Origin of the sequence: Denitromonas iodatirespirans, assembly GCF_018524365.1 — a bacterium.
GTDB classification, from domain to species: domain Bacteria; phylum Pseudomonadota; class Gammaproteobacteria; order Burkholderiales; family Rhodocyclaceae; genus Nitrogeniibacter; species Nitrogeniibacter iodatirespirans.
The window spans coordinates 80,985-97,353 of record NZ_JAEKFT010000008.1 but is presented as its reverse complement, the minus strand read 5'-3'; the positions used below and the strand labels follow the sequence as shown (position 1 = coordinate 97,353).

14 protein-coding genes and 1 tRNA gene are annotated in these 16,369 nt (G+C 65.1%); 6 read left to right on the top strand and 9 right to left on the bottom strand.

Annotated features, from left to right (window positions below; genetic code table 11):
• Positions 1 to 4: 4 nt before the first annotated feature.
• Both rpmF and I8J34_RS09345 read right to left on the bottom strand, forming a co-directional pair.
• Positions 5 to 184: a 50S ribosomal protein L32 gene (gene rpmF, locus I8J34_RS09350; protein ID WP_214361133.1), complete on the bottom strand. Its 180-nt coding sequence runs from the start codon at positions 182 to 184 to the stop codon at positions 5 to 7.
• Between the two features lie 21 nt (positions 185 to 205).
• Complete coding sequence (locus I8J34_RS09345; RefSeq protein WP_214361132.1) at positions 206 to 790, bottom strand: YceD family protein; 585 nt, start codon at positions 788 to 790, stop codon at positions 206 to 208.
• Between I8J34_RS09345 and I8J34_RS09340 the strand changes: the two genes are divergently transcribed.
• Entirely contained in the window at positions 789 to 1,364 is a 576-nt protein-coding gene (locus tag I8J34_RS09340; RefSeq protein ID WP_214361131.1) for a Maf family protein, read from the top strand. The genes I8J34_RS09345 and I8J34_RS09340 overlap by 2 nt on opposite strands.
• On the top strand, positions 1,361 to 2,077 hold the full coding sequence (locus I8J34_RS09335) for an SAM-dependent methyltransferase (protein ID WP_214361130.1): 717 nt from the start codon (positions 1,361 to 1,363) through the stop codon (positions 2,075 to 2,077). The genes I8J34_RS09340 and I8J34_RS09335 overlap by 4 nt, the downstream gene beginning before the upstream one ends.
• 12 nt (positions 2,078 to 2,089) lie before the next feature.
• Here the strand turns inward: I8J34_RS09335 and I8J34_RS09330 are convergent, their stop codons facing one another.
• The 3 genes from I8J34_RS09330 to I8J34_RS09320 are packed head-to-tail and all read right to left on the bottom strand — an operon-like array spanning position 2,090 to position 4,033.
• Positions 2,090 to 2,443: a Rieske (2Fe-2S) protein gene (locus tag I8J34_RS09330; protein WP_214361129.1), complete on the bottom strand. Its 354-nt coding sequence runs from the start codon at positions 2,441 to 2,443 to the stop codon at positions 2,090 to 2,092.
• A complete protein-coding gene (locus tag I8J34_RS09325; protein ID WP_214361128.1) occupies positions 2,422 to 3,081 on the bottom strand; it encodes an HAD-IA family hydrolase in 660 nt (219 codons plus the stop codon). The genes I8J34_RS09330 and I8J34_RS09325 overlap by 22 nt, the downstream gene beginning before the upstream one ends.
• The gene (locus I8J34_RS09320) at positions 3,062 to 4,033 is read right to left on the bottom strand and encodes an RluA family pseudouridine synthase (protein ID WP_214361199.1); all 972 of its coding nucleotides are present in this window, start codon (positions 4,031 to 4,033) and stop codon (positions 3,062 to 3,064) included. The genes I8J34_RS09325 and I8J34_RS09320 overlap by 20 nt, the downstream gene beginning before the upstream one ends.
• Before the next feature lie 383 nt (positions 4,034 to 4,416).
• Between I8J34_RS09320 and I8J34_RS09315 the strand changes: the two genes are divergently transcribed.
• On the top strand, positions 4,417 to 7,404 hold the full coding sequence (locus tag I8J34_RS09315; protein WP_214361127.1) for an Rne/Rng family ribonuclease: 2,988 nt from the start codon (positions 4,417 to 4,419) through the stop codon (positions 7,402 to 7,404).
• A 136-nt stretch (positions 7,405 to 7,540) separates the two neighbouring features.
• Here I8J34_RS09315 and I8J34_RS09310 read toward each other — a convergent pair whose 3' ends face one another.
• Together I8J34_RS09310 and uvrB are read right to left on the bottom strand one after the other, a co-directional pair.
• A complete protein-coding gene (locus I8J34_RS09310) occupies positions 7,541 to 8,044 on the bottom strand; it encodes a low molecular weight protein-tyrosine-phosphatase (protein ID WP_214361126.1) in 504 nt (167 codons plus the stop codon).
• Positions 8,031 to 10,088 (bottom strand): excinuclease ABC subunit UvrB, encoded by a 2,058-nt coding sequence (gene uvrB, locus I8J34_RS09305; RefSeq protein ID WP_214361125.1) that lies wholly within the window; start codon positions 10,086 to 10,088, stop codon positions 8,031 to 8,033. Before uvrB ends, I8J34_RS09310 begins: the two co-directional genes overlap by 14 nt.
• 132 nt (positions 10,089 to 10,220) lie before the next feature.
• Here uvrB and I8J34_RS09300 point away from each other — a divergent pair, with 132 nt between their 5' ends.
• Entirely contained in the window at positions 10,221 to 11,429 is a 1,209-nt protein-coding gene (locus I8J34_RS09300) for an amino acid aminotransferase (RefSeq protein WP_214361124.1), read from the top strand.
• Positions 11,430 to 11,490: 61 nt separating this feature from the next.
• On the opposite strand, the gene I8J34_RS09295 is transcribed toward I8J34_RS09300, so the two are convergent.
• The gene (locus I8J34_RS09295) at positions 11,491 to 13,419 is read right to left on the bottom strand and encodes an AsmA-like C-terminal region-containing protein (protein WP_214361123.1); all 1,929 of its coding nucleotides are present in this window, start codon (positions 13,417 to 13,419) and stop codon (positions 11,491 to 11,493) included.
• 105 nt (positions 13,420 to 13,524) lie between these two features.
• Here I8J34_RS09295 and I8J34_RS09290 point away from each other — a divergent pair.
• Both I8J34_RS09290 and moaA read left to right on the top strand, forming a co-directional pair.
• A tRNA-Asn gene (locus I8J34_RS09290) sits at positions 13,525 to 13,600 on the top strand.
• Positions 13,601 to 13,780: 180 nt separating this feature from the next.
• Positions 13,781 to 14,818, top strand: a complete 1,038-nt coding sequence (moaA, locus tag I8J34_RS09285; RefSeq protein ID WP_214361122.1) for a GTP 3',8-cyclase MoaA — start codon at positions 13,781 to 13,783, stop codon at positions 14,816 to 14,818.
• 110 nt (positions 14,819 to 14,928) lie between these two features.
• Here moaA and I8J34_RS09280 read toward each other — a convergent pair whose 3' ends face one another.
• Positions 14,929 to 16,347: a DNA recombination protein RmuC gene (locus tag I8J34_RS09280; protein ID WP_230411775.1), complete on the bottom strand. Its 1,419-nt coding sequence runs from the start codon at positions 16,345 to 16,347 to the stop codon at positions 14,929 to 14,931.
• Positions 16,348 to 16,369 lie beyond the last annotated feature (22 nt).

The following is a 16,369-nucleotide window of genomic DNA, read 5'->3' as shown; positions in this document are numbered from 1 at the left end:
AGGCTTATTCGCCCTTGGTCTTGACGACTTTCTTGCCGCGGTAGAAACCGTTCGGGCTGATGTGATGGCGCAGGTGCACCTCACCGGTCGTCGACTCAACCGCCAGCGGCGCAGCCGTCAGACCGTCGTGCGAACGACGCATGCCGCGCTTGGAAGGCGATTTTTTGTTCTGTTGAACAGCCATTGCAATAACTCCTTGGAGCAATCAATTTTCAGTGCCCTTTCCCGTCTTCATCCCTTGAAGGACGGAAAATGGCGATTTTTTAACGGCGCCGCCCAACGGCAACGGCGCATCACACTGTTCGTGCCTTGGCGCGAATGGCATGCCGAGAAGGATCTCTTCTTCGACCAGGGGCAACAAGGCCAGCGCGCTGTCCGCATGGATCGGATCGAACGCATCCTCTTCGAGATCATCGTCCGGCAATGGTTGCCCCGGAGGCACCAGCAACAACCGCCCGGCCACTTCTACCGGCCAGGACATCGCCTGCAGGCACCGCTGGCAACGCACCACCAGGGTGCAGCTTGCCGAAACCTCAAGGAATGAAGCCCCCTGATCGTCTCTCTCGCCAGTGACCGAGAACACCACGTCACCCGACGGCGCACAGACCAGAGCGGCCAAGCGATCGAAATCGCTCACCGGCAACCGGCCTGCCTTTTGCCTGCCCTCGCGCGCGAAGGCCAGCGAATCAATCACGTAGCTATCTCGCGACATAAGCGGCGCATGATAGTATTTTCGATTACCCGTGTCAAAGCCCGCCACCCACCGGAAACCCGGCTGCTCAATTGCCATGCCCCTGATTCTCGCTTCCACCTCCATCTATCGCCGCCAACTGCTGGAGCGTCTCGGCCTGCCTTTCGTCGTTGCCCGCCCCGAGGTCGACGAATCGGCCTTGGATACCGAAACGCCAGACCAGACCGCAGAGCGCCTCGCCGTTGCGAAGGCACGCGCGCTGGTCGAGCGCTCCACCGATGCACTGATCATCGGCAGCGACCAGGTCGCCTATCTGGGCCAACACCGTTTCGGCAAACCGGGCAGCGTGCCGAAGGCGATTGCCCAGCTACAGCAGATGCGTGGCCAGCGCGTGGTGTTTCATACAGCAGTGGCGCTAATCAATAGCGCCACGGGCCGCATCCAGGTCGCCGGCGTGCCGACGGTGGTGCAGTTTCGTGCGCTCAGCGACGAGGAGATCACCCGCTATGTCGAGAAGGAGATGCCGCTCGATTGCGCCGGCAGCGCCAAGGTCGAAGGCCTGGGCATCAGCCTGCTCGACGCACTGAGCGGCGACGACCCCACCGCGCTGATCGGCCTGCCGCTGATCGCATTGACACGGATGCTGCGCGCCGAAGGCGTCGTGGTGCCATGACGAGCACTCGCGGAAAGCTCTACCTCGTCCCTGCCAGCCTCGGCATCAGCCCATGGACGGCCACCCTGCCGCACGATGCCGCGCACATCGCCCGACAGCTCAGGCACTTCGTCGTCGAGAACGAAAAGACTGCGCGCGCGGACCTCAAGCGCCTCGAACACCCGGTGCCGCTGCGCGAGCTGAACATCCGCGCACTGCCCGAACGGCCCACCGACGGCGCGCTGCGCGAACTACTCAGCCCGGCGCTGCACGGAAACGACATCGGGCTCATGTCCGAAGCCGGGGTCCCGGCCGTTGCCGACCCGGGCGCCCTGCTGGTGGGTGCCGCCCATTCGCTGGACATCCAGGTCGTTCCCCTGGTCGGCCCGTCTTCCTTGCTACTGGCGCTCATGGCCTCCGGCCTCAACGGCCAGCAGTTTGCCTTTCATGGCTACCTGCCAGTGCACGACGACGAGCGGACGACCGCCCTCAAGGCGCTCGAATCGGAGTCGGCACACAAGAAACAGACGCAACTGTTCATCGAAACGCCCTACCGCAATCAACGCATGCTCGACGCCATCGTCGCCACCTGTCGTCCCGGCACCCGCCTCTGCGTCGCGCGCGGCATCACCACCACCGACGAGTGGATTCGGATGCGCAGCGTCGCAGCCTGGCGAGAACACCCGCTACCCGAGCTGGGCAAGGTGCCGACCGTCTTTCTGTTGTTGGCGTAAGACCGCCGCCTTTCACCCTTCGGTCGGTGCGAGCCAGATCGCCCCGTCACGCTCGACCACCGGCACAGGGCGCAGGCGGGCACCGCGGCAGGGGCCGGCCACGCAAATGCCCGACACCGGATCATAGGTCGCGCCATGCGTGGCGCAGATCAGGTAGTGGCCCTCGCCATCGAAGAACACGCCTTCCAACCAATCCAGCGTGATCGGCACATGGGCACATTGATTGACGAACGCCCGAGGCTGCCCATCGAAACGCACCACGAACGCCGGCAGCGGCCCGGCGACACCATCGATCGTGAATCGCACGCCGGCACCGCCCTCGCACAACTGCTCGGCCGAACAGATCAGGCGTTGGCCAGCAACCATTGATCCAACTCTCCCGGCGTCGCCACCTGCGCCACCGACGGCACCGACGCGAGCGTTGCCGGCTCATGCGCGCCGAAGGTGACGGCCAGTCCATCCACACCGGCGTTCTGTGCCATCAGCAGATCGTGGGTGGTGTCGCCGATCATCAAGGTGCGCCCGGCCGGCACCGCAAGCTCGGCCATCAACTCCTCAAGCATGGCCGGATGCGGCTTTGAAAAGCATTCGTCGGCACAGCGCGTGGCATGAAAGTGCGCCCCCAGACCAGTATGTGCCAACGCTCGGTCGAGCCCGACACGGCTCTTCCCCGTCGCCACCGCCAATCGCCAGCCACCATCAGCCAAGCGCTTGAGCGTCGAGTCGATGCCCTCGAAGAGCACCAGTTCCTGATCGCGCGACAGGTAGTGATGCCGATAGCGCGCCACCATCTCGGCATACCTGGCTTCGGTCAGCTCGGGCACCGCGTAGCTCAAGGCATCGCTCAAGCCCAGGCCGATCACGTGGCGTGCGCGCACATCTTCCGGCTCCGGTAGCCCCAGATCGCGGCAGGCGGCCTGGATGGCACGCACAATCGCAGCGGCCGAATCCATCAGCGTGCCGTCCCAATCAAACACGATCAGCTCATACCGCTTCGCCGGCATCGCGCACCTCGCTCGCATCCAAGTGTTTCAGAAATGCCTGCAACTCGGGCGGCAGCGGCGCCTCCACCGAGACCGGCGCACCGGTCAAGGGGTGCGCAAAGCGCAACCGGGCCGCATGCAGGAACATGCGCGTCAAACCCGCCTCTTTCGCCAAGCGCTTGTTCAAGGCGAAATCCCCGTACTTGTCATCCCCCACCAGCGGGAAACCCTGATGCGTCAGATGCACCCGGATCTGGTGCGTCCGCCCGGTTTTCAACTCGACCCCCAACTGGCTCACCGTCTCCCAGCGCCGCATCAAGGTCACGATGCTGTGCGCGGGTTTGCCGTCGGCCTGAACCCGCACCCGCCGCTCGCCGTCTCCCGTGAGGTATTTATACAGCGGGGTGCGGATGTGCTGGCGAGGGTTCATCCACCGGCCGCTGACCACCGTCACATAATGCTTTTCGATTCCCCCGTTGCGCATCAGTTCATGCAAGGCGGCCAGCGCGGCGCGCTTCTTGGCGACGATCAGCAAACCGGAGGTTTCGCGATCCAGCCGATGGGCCAGCTCCAGCAAACGCGCATCCGGCCGCTGCCGGCGCAATTGCTCGATCACGCCGAAGCTGACCCCGCTCCCGCCATGCACCGCCTGCCCGGCCGGCTTGTCGAGTATCAGCAACGCCTCGTCTTCATAAAGCACGGGCAAGGCCTGGCCGACAGGCACCACGCGATGCTCGCTGGCCGTGCTCACCTGCACCGGCGGGATCCGTACTAGATCGTCGACCTGCAAGCGATAGGTCTGTGCCACGCGGCGACCGCCAACGCGCACCTGCCCACTCCTGAGCAAGCGATAGACATGGCTCTTGGGTACGCCTTTCAGAATACGCACAAGGTAATTGTCGATACGCTGCCCGGCCGACTCCGTGTCGATCTGCTCGTGCCGAACTTCAAGCTTTTTGCTTTGCGCCATCATCCTGCCATATACTTGCGCTCTGACCGGTTTGGTCCAGCGCCATGCGGCCTTGTGCGGAAATGCCAATGCTCGCGACGGCACAAAGAACCCGTTTTTTGTGGTTCCCGGCCAGTCAGAAGTTTCCGCTCGCAGCCCCGAAAGGCTGCGATGGTAACGCAAGCAAACCCTGTTTTGTCTTCTTGCTTATACGCGTCACCCACACGCAGGATCAGAAGTTCCGGCCCTCAGGGCGGGAAACATGAGAACCGACCAGCCGACCCTCGTTAGCTAGAACTTACCGGATGAGAGCCGTTCTCCTAAAAAGATAACTCGCTAAACTCCGTCTCGCACGAAGGTGCGCGCCGCTCGTCCTGCCCGTGTGGAACACGCGGGAGAACGAACCCATGAAGCGCATGCTTTTCAACGCGACGCAGGCCGAAGAACTACGCGTCGCAATCGTCGACGGTCAGAAACTGATCGACCTCGATATCGAATCGGCCGCAAAAGAACAACGAAAGAGCAACATTTACAAGGCGGTCATCACCCGGGTCGAACCCAGTCTTGAAGCCGCTTTTGTTGATTACGGAGCAGACCGGCACGGCTTCCTGCCATTCAAGGAAATCGGGCGCAACTACCTGGGCGCCGGTGGCGACCAGCAAGGACGCGTGCGACCGCAGGATGTCCTCAAGGAAGGTCAGGAACTGATCGTCCAGGTCGAGAAGGACGAGCGTGGCAACAAGGGCGCCGCCCTCACCACCTATGTCTCGCTGGCTGGCCGTTACCTCGTCCTGATGCCCAACAACCCGCGCGGCGGTGGCGTTTCGCGCCGTGTCGAGGGTGACGAGCGCGCCGAACTGCGCGAAGTCATGGACGCCCTCGAAGTGCCCGCCGGCATGAGCCTGATCGCGCGCACCGCCGCGATCGGCCGCAGCGCCGAAGAGCTCCAGTGGGACTTGAACTACCTGCTGCAACTGTGGAGCGCCATCGATGGCGCGGCCCACGCGCAGGCCGGCGCCTTCCTCATCTACCAGGAAGGCAGCCTCGTCATCCGCGCGATCCGCGACTATTTCCAGCCGGACATCGGCGAAATCCTGATCGACACCGATGATGTCTACGAGCAGGCGCGCCAGTTCATGGCCCACGTCATGCCGCAGAACGTCAATCGCGTGAAGCGCTACAGCGACGACGTGCCGCTGTTCTCGCGCTTCCAGATCGAGCACCAGATCGAATCCGCCTATGCCCGCCAGGTCACCCTGCCCTCGGGTGGCGCCGTGGTCATCGACCACACCGAAGCGCTGGTGTCGGTGGATGTGAACTCCGGCCGCGCCACCAAGGGTGCCGACATCGAAGAGACGGCGCTTCGCACCAACCTCGAAGCGGCCGACGAAGTGGCCCGCCAGTTGCGCCTGCGCGACCTCGGTGGCCTGATCGTCATCGACTTCATCGACATGGAGTCGAGCAAGAACCAGCGCGAGGTCGAGAACCGCCTGCGCGACGCGCTGCGCCATGACCGTGCCCGCGTCCAGACCGGCAAGATCAGCCGCTTCGGCCTGCTCGAACTGTCGCGTCAGCGCCTGCGCCCGGCGCTGGCCGAAACCAGTTACATCCCCTGCCCGCGCTGCAGCGGCACCGGTCACATCCGCAGCACCGAATCGTCGGCGCTGCACATCGTCCGCATTCTCGAAGAAGAGGCGATGAAGGAAAACACCGGCGCGGTCCACGTGCAGGTACCGGTCGACGTCGCCACCTTCCTGCTCAACGAGAAGCGGGTCGACATCGCCCATATCGAGATGCGCCACAAGGTCAATCTCCTGATCGTCCCCAACCGCCATCTCGAAACCCCGCAGCACGAGATCATCCGCCTGCGCCACGACCAGCTCAATCAGGAAGACACTGCGCTGCCCAGCTACCAGATGGTGCAGATGCCGGCCGAGACCAACTACAGCGAAGCGGTCATCGAAGGCAGCAAGAAGCCGGCGCGCCCCGAGGCCGCCGTGCGCTCCATCGCGCCGGCCCAGCCGGCACCAATCACCGAGGTCAAGGAAGAAGCCCCCGTTGTCGCCGCGGCCCCCGCGGCAAGCGGCGGTTTCTTCGGTTGGCTCAAGCGCCTGTTCAGCAGCGAAGCTCCTGCCGCCCAGGCGCCGGCCGTCGAAGAGCCCGCACGCCGCAAACGCAGCGAATCGCCGCGCGAAGAGCAGGCCCGGGGCGATGGCCGCCGGGGCCGGGGTCGTCGTGATCGTAACGACCGGAGCGAACGCAGCGACCGGAACGAGCGTCGCGAAGGTGGGCGCACCGAGGCGCAGGCCGAAGGCCGCCCGTCACGCGACAACCGCGGCGAGGGCGACGAGTCTCGCGGCAACAACCGTCGCGGCCGCAACCGTCGTGGCGGCAGCCGCAGCGACGAGGTGCAAACCGACGTCCAGGCCAGCGAAGAGGCGCGCAACACCTCAACCGACGCCGAAGCCGATGTGCTGACCTCAGCGGCCGTTGCCGTGGCGGCCACCGACGAGGGCAGCGGCAGCCGCCGCCGACGCAGCCGCCGTGGCCGGGGCCGTCAGAACGAGACGACCGACACGCCGTCCGCTGAAGAGAGCAACGAGGAAGTCGTCGCCACAACCGACACGATCGAGGCCGACACCAGCGCCGAGCCGGCAGATGCGGGCACCGAGGAAGGCGGCGAAGGCCGCAGCCGCAGTCGCCGCCGTCGTCGTTCGCGTCAGAACCGCAACGAAGACAGCACGACCGTCGAGGCCAAAGAAGTAGACAGCAGCGCGGAAGCGACGGCCGAGGCAGGCGACACCGCCGTCACCGAAGATGCTGCCCTGCCCGCTGAAACGACCGAGGCCGCACAGGTTGCGACGGATGCCGCCCCGAGCGACACGCAAGCCGCTGCCGAGGTAGAAATCGCCCCCGCGCCGACGGAAACCGTGGCTGAGGCCGCTGAGGCCGAAGTAGCCGCGGCGCCCGAGCCGGCCCCCGCCGAGGCGGAAGCCCCGGCTGCCGATATCGCGCACACCGTGGCCGAATCGGCGGAAGCTCCGGCCATCGACGCCCCGCAAACCGAAACCGCGCCCGAACCGGAGGAAGTGGCTGCGCCGCAGACCGACGCCGAGCCGGTGATCGAAGCGGTGACTGAAGAAGAAGCCCCGGCAGCTGAAACCCCCGCGGCCGAACCGGAAGCGAAACCGGCGCCCGTCGAAAAACCGGCACCGGTGACCGCGGCGGCACCGATCAATCTGGCAGAAAGCGGCCTGACCATGATCGAAACCCGCCCGGAGAAGGTCACGCATCAGCCGGCCCCCGCGCCGGTGGTGCCGCTCGGTCGTCCCCGTCCGCAGCCGGTCAGCATGCCGAAGGAAGGCGAGCTTCAGCAGGTTGAAACGCGGAAGTAAGTCCAGCCAGGCATGACCGGAAACGGTCGAAAAAAGGCTCAGCGCATCATGGCTGAGCCTTTTTTCATCATGCCGCGGGATCCCGGCCCGCGCGTCGCGCGCCGGCCGGATCGGCGGCGCTCGGTGCCCTTGGCCGTCAGGCCGTGTCGCGTAGCGTGTCGAGCAATCCCTGCACGCCCGATTCGCACAGGTCCAGCACCTCGTCGAACCCGTGGCCTGCGCCGTAATACGGATCGGGCACATCCTGCCGGTCGCATTCCGGGGCGAAGCTGAGAAACAGGCGCAGCTTGGCCTGATGCTCGGGCGGGCACTTGTGTTGCATTGCTCTCAGGTGGCCGCGATCCATCGCCAGCAACAGATCGAACTCGGCGAAATCCGCCTCGGTCAGCTTGCGGGCACGCTGGCGCGAGAGGTCGTAGCCGCGTATCGCCGCAGCCCGCTGGCTGCGTGGGTCGGGCGCCTCGCCGACATGCGAGCCCTGGATCCCTGCCGAATCGACACTCACCACGCCGTCCAGACCAACCATCCGCAACCAGTGACGGGCCACGGCTTCGGCGGTGGGCGATCGGCAGATGTTGCCGGTACACACAAACAGAATTCTCTGGCTCACGCTCGCCCAGGCCTCCTCAGATGTCGTCATGCCGATCGGCGCCGAACGCTTGGCTGCGCAGGCGGAACAATTCGTCCCGCAGCTTGGCGGCCTGCTCGAATTCCAGATTGCGGGCATGCGTCTGCATCTGCTTCTCGAGCTGGCGTATCGTCCGGGCCAGCGTTTTCTCGTCCATCGACGCGTAGTCGGTCGCTTCGGCCTTGCCTGCGGCGACCGCATCGGCGGCTGCATTGGAATACACGCCGTCGATAATATCCTTGATGCGTTTGACCACCGAGGCCGGCGTGATGCCGTGCTCCGCGTTGTAGGCGGTCTGCTTCTCGCGCCGACGTTCGGTTTCGGCGATCGCCCGTTTCATCGAGTCGGTGACCACGTCGCCATACAGGATCGCCGTGCCATGCACATGGCGGGCCGCCCGGCCGATGGTCTGGATCAGGGCACGGTCCGAGCGCAGGAAGCCTTCCTTGTCGGCATCGAGAATGGCCACCAGCGACACCTCGGGGATGTCCAGGCCTTCGCGCAACAGGTTGATGCCGACGAGCACATCGAATTGGCCGAGGCGCAGGTCGCGGATGATCTCGACCCGCTCGACGGTGTCGATGTCCGAATGCAGGTAGCGCACGCGAATGCCGTTCTCGAGCAGATAGTCGGTGAGATCCTCGGCCATGCGCTTGGTGAGCGTGGTGACCAGCACCCGCTCGCTCTTGTCGGTGCGACGCTTGATCTCGCCGAGCAGATCATCGACCTGCGTGGTTGCCGGACGCACTTCGATCACCGGATCGACCAGCCCGGTCGGGCGCACCACCTGCTCGACAACCTGCGCCTGACGCTCCGCTTCGTACTTGCCGGGCGTGGCCGACACGAACACGGTCTGCGGCATCATCCGCTCGAATTCCTCGAACTTCAGCGGCCGGTTGTCCATGGCCGAGGGCAGGCGGAAACCATAGTTGACCAGGTTTTCCTTGCGCGAGCGGTCGCCCTTGTACATGGCGCCGACCTGCGGAATGCTCACATGGGATTCGTCGACGAACAGCAGGCCGTCCGGCGGCAGATAGTCGATCAGCGTCGGCGGCGGTTCGCCAGGCGCACGGCCGGACATGTGGCGCGAGTAGTTCTCGATGCCTTTGCAGAAGCCCAGCTCGTTGAGCATCTCCAGATCGAAACGGGTGCGTTGCTCGATGCGCTGCGCCTCGACCAGCTTGGTGGCGTGCTGGAACACCTCGATACGCTCGCGCAGCTCGGCCTTGATGCCCTCCATGGCCTTGAGCACGGTGGCCCGCGGCGTCACATAGTGGCTGGAGGGGTACACCGTGAAGCGCGCCAGCTTGTGCTTGAGATGGCCGGTCAGCGGGTCGAACAAGGTGAGGTGCTCGATCTCGTCGTCGAACATCTCCACCCGCACTGCCAGTTCGGCGTTCTCGGCGGGGAAGATGTCGATCACATCGCCACGCACGCGGAAACTGCCGCGCCGGAAGTCCACATCCGCGCGGGCGTACTGCATGCTCACCAGGCGCCCGAGCAGGTCGCGGTGGGCCATGCGCTCGCCCTCCCGCAGATGCAGCACCATGCTGTGGTAGTCGACCGGATCGCCGATGCCGTAGATGCACGACACGGTCGCCACGATCACCACGTCGCGCCGCTCCATCAAGCTTTTGGTGGCGCTCAGGCGCATCTGCTCGATGTGCTCGTTGATGCTCGAGTCCTTCTCGATGAACAGATCGCGCGAGGGCACGTAGGCCTCGGGTTGGTAGTAGTCGTAGTACGAGACGAAATACTCCACCGCGTTTTCGGGAAAAAACTCCTTGAACTCCGAATACAGCTGTGCGGCCAGCGTCTTGTTGTGTGCCAGCACCAGGGCCGGCCGGCCACAGCGCGCAATCACATTGGCCATGGTGTAGGTCTTGCCCGAGCCGGTCACCCCGAGCAGCGTCTGGTACATCAAGCCGTCATCGACCCCCTCGGTCAGTTTCGCGATGGCTTCGGGCTGATCACCGGCCGGCGCGAACGGCTGGTGCAGGCGGAAAGGACTCCCCTCGAAGCTCAGGAGGCGGACAGAATTCGTCGACGTCGGCATGCTAGAATTTTCGCCTTGTGTACGCAGGAGACACACTGCGTGCCGGAGATTAATTTTCGATTATTTCGCGTCGTCCCCGTCGGCGCAACTCACCCCGGGTGGCCGAGACGCCACCCAACAGATGGAGCGAACATGACCTCGTCGATCTTTGCTGCGGTAGAAATGGCACCGCGCGATCCGATCCTCGGCCTTAACGAAGCCTTCCAGGCTGACCCGCGCGCCGAGAAAGTCAACCTGGGCGTCGGTGTGTACTACGACGACAACGGCAAGATTCCGCTCCTCGCGGCGGTCAAGGCGGCCGAAGAACAACGTCTCAAGCTCGCTCCGCCGCGCGGTTACCAGCCGATCGAAGGCGCCGCTGCCTACAACAAGGCTGTACAGACCCTGCTGTTCGGAACCGACTCGGCCTTGCTCGACGCCGGCCGCGCCGTCACCATCGAAGCGCTCGGCGGCACCGGCGCACTCAAGATCGGCGCCGATTTCCTGAATCGCCTGAACTCCAGCGCCAAGGTCTACATCAGCGACCCGAGCTGGGAAAACCACCGTGCGTTGTTCGAAGCAGCCGGCTTCGATGTAGGCGCCTACCCCTACTACGATGCAGCCACCCGCGGCGTCAATTTCAGCGCCATGCTGGCCGCCCTGAAAGGTTACGCTGCCGGCTCGATCATCGTGCTGCATGCCTGCTGCCACAACCCGACCGGCGCCGACCTGACGCTCGAGCAGTGGCAGCAAGTGGTCGACACCATCCGCGAGCGCGATCTGGTCGCCTTCGTCGACATGGCCTACCAGGGTTTTGCCGACGGTATCGAGCCCGATGCTGCCGCGCTGCGCCTGTTCGCCGACTCGGGGCTGGAGTTCTTCGTCTCCAGCTCCTTCTCCAAATCCTTCTCGCTGTATGGCGAACGCGTCGGCGCGCTGACCATCGTCACCGCCGACCGCGACGCCTCGGCCCGCGTGCTGTCGCAGGTCAAGCGCGTGATCCGCACCAACTACTCCAACCCGCCCACCCATGGCGGCATCGTGGTGGCCACCGTGCTGTCCGACGCTGGCCTGCGCGCCCAGTGGGAAGAGGAACTGGCCGGCATGCGTGACCGCATCCGCCTGATGCGCACCCAGCTGGTCGAGCGCATCGCCGCCGCAGGCGTCAAGCAGGACTTCTCCTTCGTGGTCCAGCAACGCGGCATGTTCTCCTTCACCGGCCTCACCGCCGCCCAAGTCGAGCGGATGAAGCAGGAATACGGCATCTACGCCGTGTCGACCGGCCGCATCTGCCTGGCCGCACTCAACAGCAAGAACATCGACACGGTGGCCAAGGCCATCGCGTCGGTCATTGCCGACTGAGTCCCGCTGCGGCAATTGAAAACGGCGCCCGCGGGCGCCGTTTTCGTTGTCGAGGCATCGCTCAGCGCAAGCTTCCAGGCGCCACCGGCACCTCCAGCGACACGGCAGGGCTCTCGGCATCTCCACCGCCATCGGTCGAAACAGACTCCTGACGCGCCGCCGGCGCCGGTGGCGCGGGCAGCCGCGCTTCAAGCGTCGGTGCCGCCAGCGAACCACCGATATCGACCGGCAGGCCCACGCGCCGGCTCCCCGCCCCCACGGACGTCGTCATTTGCCCCGACAACGCCTCCAGCGCGCCGATCCGCAACACGCCGGCAGCGTCGAGTGCGCCGGCCTGAAGGCGGGACACCCGAACCTCCAGCGCCCCGTCCTTCCGCTTCAGCTCGCCGGTCATGCTTTCGAACAGGGTTTCGCCCCCCTGGATCTTGCCGCTGCCGCGCTCGCGCATCGCCGCACCAAAATCCATCCCGCCGACAACCCCGTTCGTCACTTCGAAGCGCCCCGACAGCTGGGAGGCCGTTCTGATTTCTGACGGATGCGCAGCGCCGCCTTCCACCTTGAAACGCCCCGACAGCGAGCCGCCGAGGCGAACGCCCGCATCCAGCCGTTTGAGCAACTGCTCCACATTGACCTGGCTCAGCGTCACGTCGGCTACGATCCGGGCGCCGTCCGGCCAGGACAGGTATGCCGTTCCGGCCAGCTTGCCATCGAGCACACCGGCACCGAAATTCGTGATGTCGAAACCGTCGTCGCTGAGTGTGCCGACAACTTGCAGCGTGCTGACCGGGATCTGCGGGAAGACCGGCAACGGGCGATTGACCGCTACGGCGTCCACGTGCAGCGCGTCGCCAGCGCGAATCGCCGTCACCGTCAGCGTGCCGAGTTCGTCCCGCAGATTGGCGACGGCCCCCTGCTCGCCCGGCATCACCGAGCCCGACAATACGGCCCACGACTCGCCGCCCACGCTAACGCTCACGCGGTCGAGTTCGGTCTCGGTCACCCGCAGCTGATCGGCCGGCGCCGCCATCAGCCGGTTCAGCGCCGAAGGCGCCCCCACCAGCTCGCCGATACGCACGCGAAAGCGCCAGTCCACCGCGCGCAGCGACGCCGGCCAATCGGGAATCAGGAACACCTTGCCGGCACGCAGCGAGGGCAAGGCATCGGCGCGGACATCGCTCATTTGCAACGCCCCCCCGCCGGCCAGCGACACCCGCAGACTGCCAAAACGCACGGGCGTCCCCAGGTAGGCACTCATGCCGGCCTCGAGATCGCCGCGGTAGCGCTCGGGCAGCAAAAAGGCGCCCACCACCAAGGCGCCGATCAAGACGATCGCAGCCGCCGGCAACAGGCCCCGCCATACCCGTTCGAGGAAGAAACCCATGGCAATCACACTCCCGCGGGTGTGATCGCCCATGCGAGGCGTGACGGTCAGGAGGGGTTCCGGGTCGGGGGTCTTGTCGGCAGCAACGTCCTGCGCCTCGTCCAGACGGGGCTCTTGCGGCGCGTGTGGGTCCTGCTCAATGACAGGGATGTCGATGGACGAAGCCTCCGGCTCCACCCGCACGTCCTCCGGCTCGGCCATCGGAAGATCGGGGTCGGGCTCGTCGTACATCGGCACCTTGTCGGCCGCATCGACCGGAAGGGCATCCACCGGGGTGGCGACGCTTGGCGATGGATCGCCCCACGAGGCCTCGCCCGCCTCGGCGAGCGCCGCGGCAGGCACCGCCTCGGCAACAGCATCCTCGCTGGCCTGTTCGTCTTCGCTGGCCCGATCTTCGCGGGCTTGAATCAAGCCCTCGCGCAGCAACTCGCTGATGGCCGGATCGATCGCCAGCGACGTGCCGAAGCGCCGCTTCATCTCGCGCACGGTAATCCGTCCATCGATGAGCAACAACGTCGCGCGCAGTTCATGGGAGCTGATCGACCGCGGCTGTTTGGCCCGCGCATCGCCAAGCGCCGTCTTCACATAAACCGTATCTTCAAAATTCATGGCAGTTTGCGCCCGATCCCGTTTTCCAAGCTAGCCGGATGGCATTTTCGCATAAAAGACGTTGACAGCCGATATTCCCATTTCTATAATTCGCGCTTCTTCAGTTCCCCGATAGCTCAGTCGGTAGAGCGACGGACTGTTAATCCGCAGGTCCCAGGTTCGAGCCCTGGTCGGGGAGCCACAGAATACAAGGGGTTGTCGCCACGCGACAGCCCCTTTTTTCGTCTATTGCGGGCCAAAAACATCAAACGCGCCCGGGGTGCAAGTGCCACGGTCACTGCGCCAAACTTGCGCGCGGACAAGACCGGATTCGCGCCCTTTGCTATAACATCGGCAACACGTCCCAAAACTGTTGAAACCGATGGCTTCTTCGTCCAATCCTGCTGACGACTCCGCCCTGCTCACCGACCTGCGCGGCCGAGCGGTACGCGATCTTCGCATCTCCGTCACGGATCGCTGCAACTTTCGCTGCGTATACTGCATGCCGCGCGCGGTCTTCGGAAAGGACTATCCCTTCCTTGCCCGCTCGGCCTTGCTGAGCTTCGAAGAAATCGTGCGCATCGCGCGCATCTTCGTCGCCAACGGCGTGCGCAAGATCCGCATCACCGGCGGCGAACCCCTGTTGCGGCGAAATGTCGACCAGCTCATCAAGGCGCTGGCCGCCCTGCCCGGCGTCGAGGTCACCCTGACCACCAACGGCGTGCTGCTGCCGCGCATGGCGCAGAAGCTGGCGGACGCCGGCCTGCACCGCGTCACGGTCAGCCTCGATGCGCTCGACGATGCCATCTTCAAGCAGATCAACGATGCCGACTTCCCGGTCGCCGACGTTCTCGCCGGCATCCAGGCCGCCCAGGATGCCGGCCTGCAGCCGGTCAAGGTGAACATGGTGGTCAAGCGTGGCGTCAATGATCATCAGATCATCGACATGGCGCGCCATTTCAAGGGCTCGGGCCATATCCTGCGTTTCATCGAATACATGGACGTCGGCGCCTCCAACGGCTGGCGTCTGGACGAAGTGGTGCCCTCGCGCGAAGTGATCGACCGCATCCACGCCGTGTTCCCGGTCGAATCGTCCGAACCGAACTACACCGGCGAAGTGGCCGAACGCTGGGGCTACCAGGACGGCAGCGGCGAGGTCGGCGTGATCTCCTCGGTCACCCAGGCCTTTTGCAGCACCTGTACGCGCATCCGGCTGTCGACCGAAGGCAAGCTCTACACCTGTCTGTTCGCCACCGAGGGGCACGACTTGCGTGCCCCCCTGCGCGAAGGCGCCAGCGACGCGGATCTGGCCGCACTGATCCACCGCACCTGGCAAGCACGGGACGATCGCTATTCGGAAATCCGCACCGAAAATACGCATTCGCTCAAGCGCATCGAGATGTCCTACATCGGCGGGTAAAGGGCCCCCACGCTCGCTTCGCTCGCTGCCCCCCGAGGGGGCGGCGCCCGCCCTTGGGGCGGCCCGGCGCGCGGGCGTCGGCACGCGCTTTGGGAGGCTGTGGCGAGGCGCTATACCTCGCCGGTGTCGTCCGTGTCCTCGCCCAGATCCTCGGGCAACTCGTCGAGCTGTGCCGATTCGATCTTCTGGAAGTGCGCGGAGATCTTGCGCGAGCTGACCTGCACGTCCTTGACGTCCTTGCCGGCCTGTTCGATGTGCCGCGCCAGCGCCTGCATGCGATCGTCGAAACGATGGAAGTCCTTGGCCAGCTTGGCCAGCGCATCCTTGATGACATGGATCTGCTTGCGCGTTTCCACGTCCTTGAGCACCGCGCGCGCGGTATTGAGGATCGCCATCAGCGTGGTCGGCGAGACGATCCATACCCGGCGCTCCTGCGCGTAGGCCACTACGTCGGGATGGTAGGCATGGATCTCGGCGAACACCGCTTCGGCCGGCACGAACATCACGGCGCCGTCGGAGGTGACGCCGGGGATGATGTATTTGCCGGCGATGGCATCCACATGACGCTTCACGTCGGTGCGAAAAGCGCTTTGCGCCACCCGGCGGTCCGATTCGGCCAGACCGGCCTCGAACATCCGGTGGTAGTTCTCCAGCGGGAATTTGGAATCGACCGCCACCCGCCCTGTCGGCTCGGGCAGCGTCAGCAGGCAGTCGGCGCGCACATTGCCCGGCAAGGTGGCCTGGAATTCGAAACCGTCCGGTGGCAGCGAATTGCGCACCAGCGCTTCGAGCTGCACTTCGCCGAAGGCGCCGCGCGCACGTTTGTCGCCGAGCAACTCCTGCAGGCTCACCACATTGGTGGTCAGCCCGTCGATTTTCTTCTGCGCCTCGTCGATGGTGGCCAGGCGGGCCATGACGTTGGCGAAGGTCTCGTTGGTCTTCTTGAAACCTTCGTCGAGGCGCTGATGCACCTGGCCGGTGATGGTTTCGAGGCGCTCGTTGACCGTGCGATTGAGCGCCTCGCTGCTTTGCGCCATCTGTTCCGAGGCGCTGCGCAAGCCGTTCTGCAGCAGCTCGCGGTCGGCCCGGGCATGCTCGCCGAGGCGCGCCAGGGTCTGCTCGATCATTTCGCTGCGCAGCCGGGCATGGGCACTTTGCAGCGTGCCGTTCAGCTCGCTCAACCGCAGCTGCACGTCGCTGCGCTGTTCGGCCAGTTGCGCCAGCATCTGCGATTGCAGCGCATGCGAGGCCTCACGGCTCTGGCGCAGTTCGCCCTCCACCCGGCTGCGCAGGCGCTCGCTCTGGGTTTCGGCCGATTCGGTCAGGCGATCGGTCTGGCGGCCCAGGCCGGTGTGAAGGTCGCCGAGCATGTCGCGATGCCGGGCTTCGAGCGTTTCCTGCACCGCGTCCACCAGATGGGCAGGGAGGTCCGACTCCAGCCGTCGCACCCGCGCGATCAGCACCAGCACGGCCAGCAACAACGCCGCCACCGCCGCGATCAAGGCATATTGAATCTGTTGCTCGGTCACCGCGGTCCCTGCCCCTGCCGGA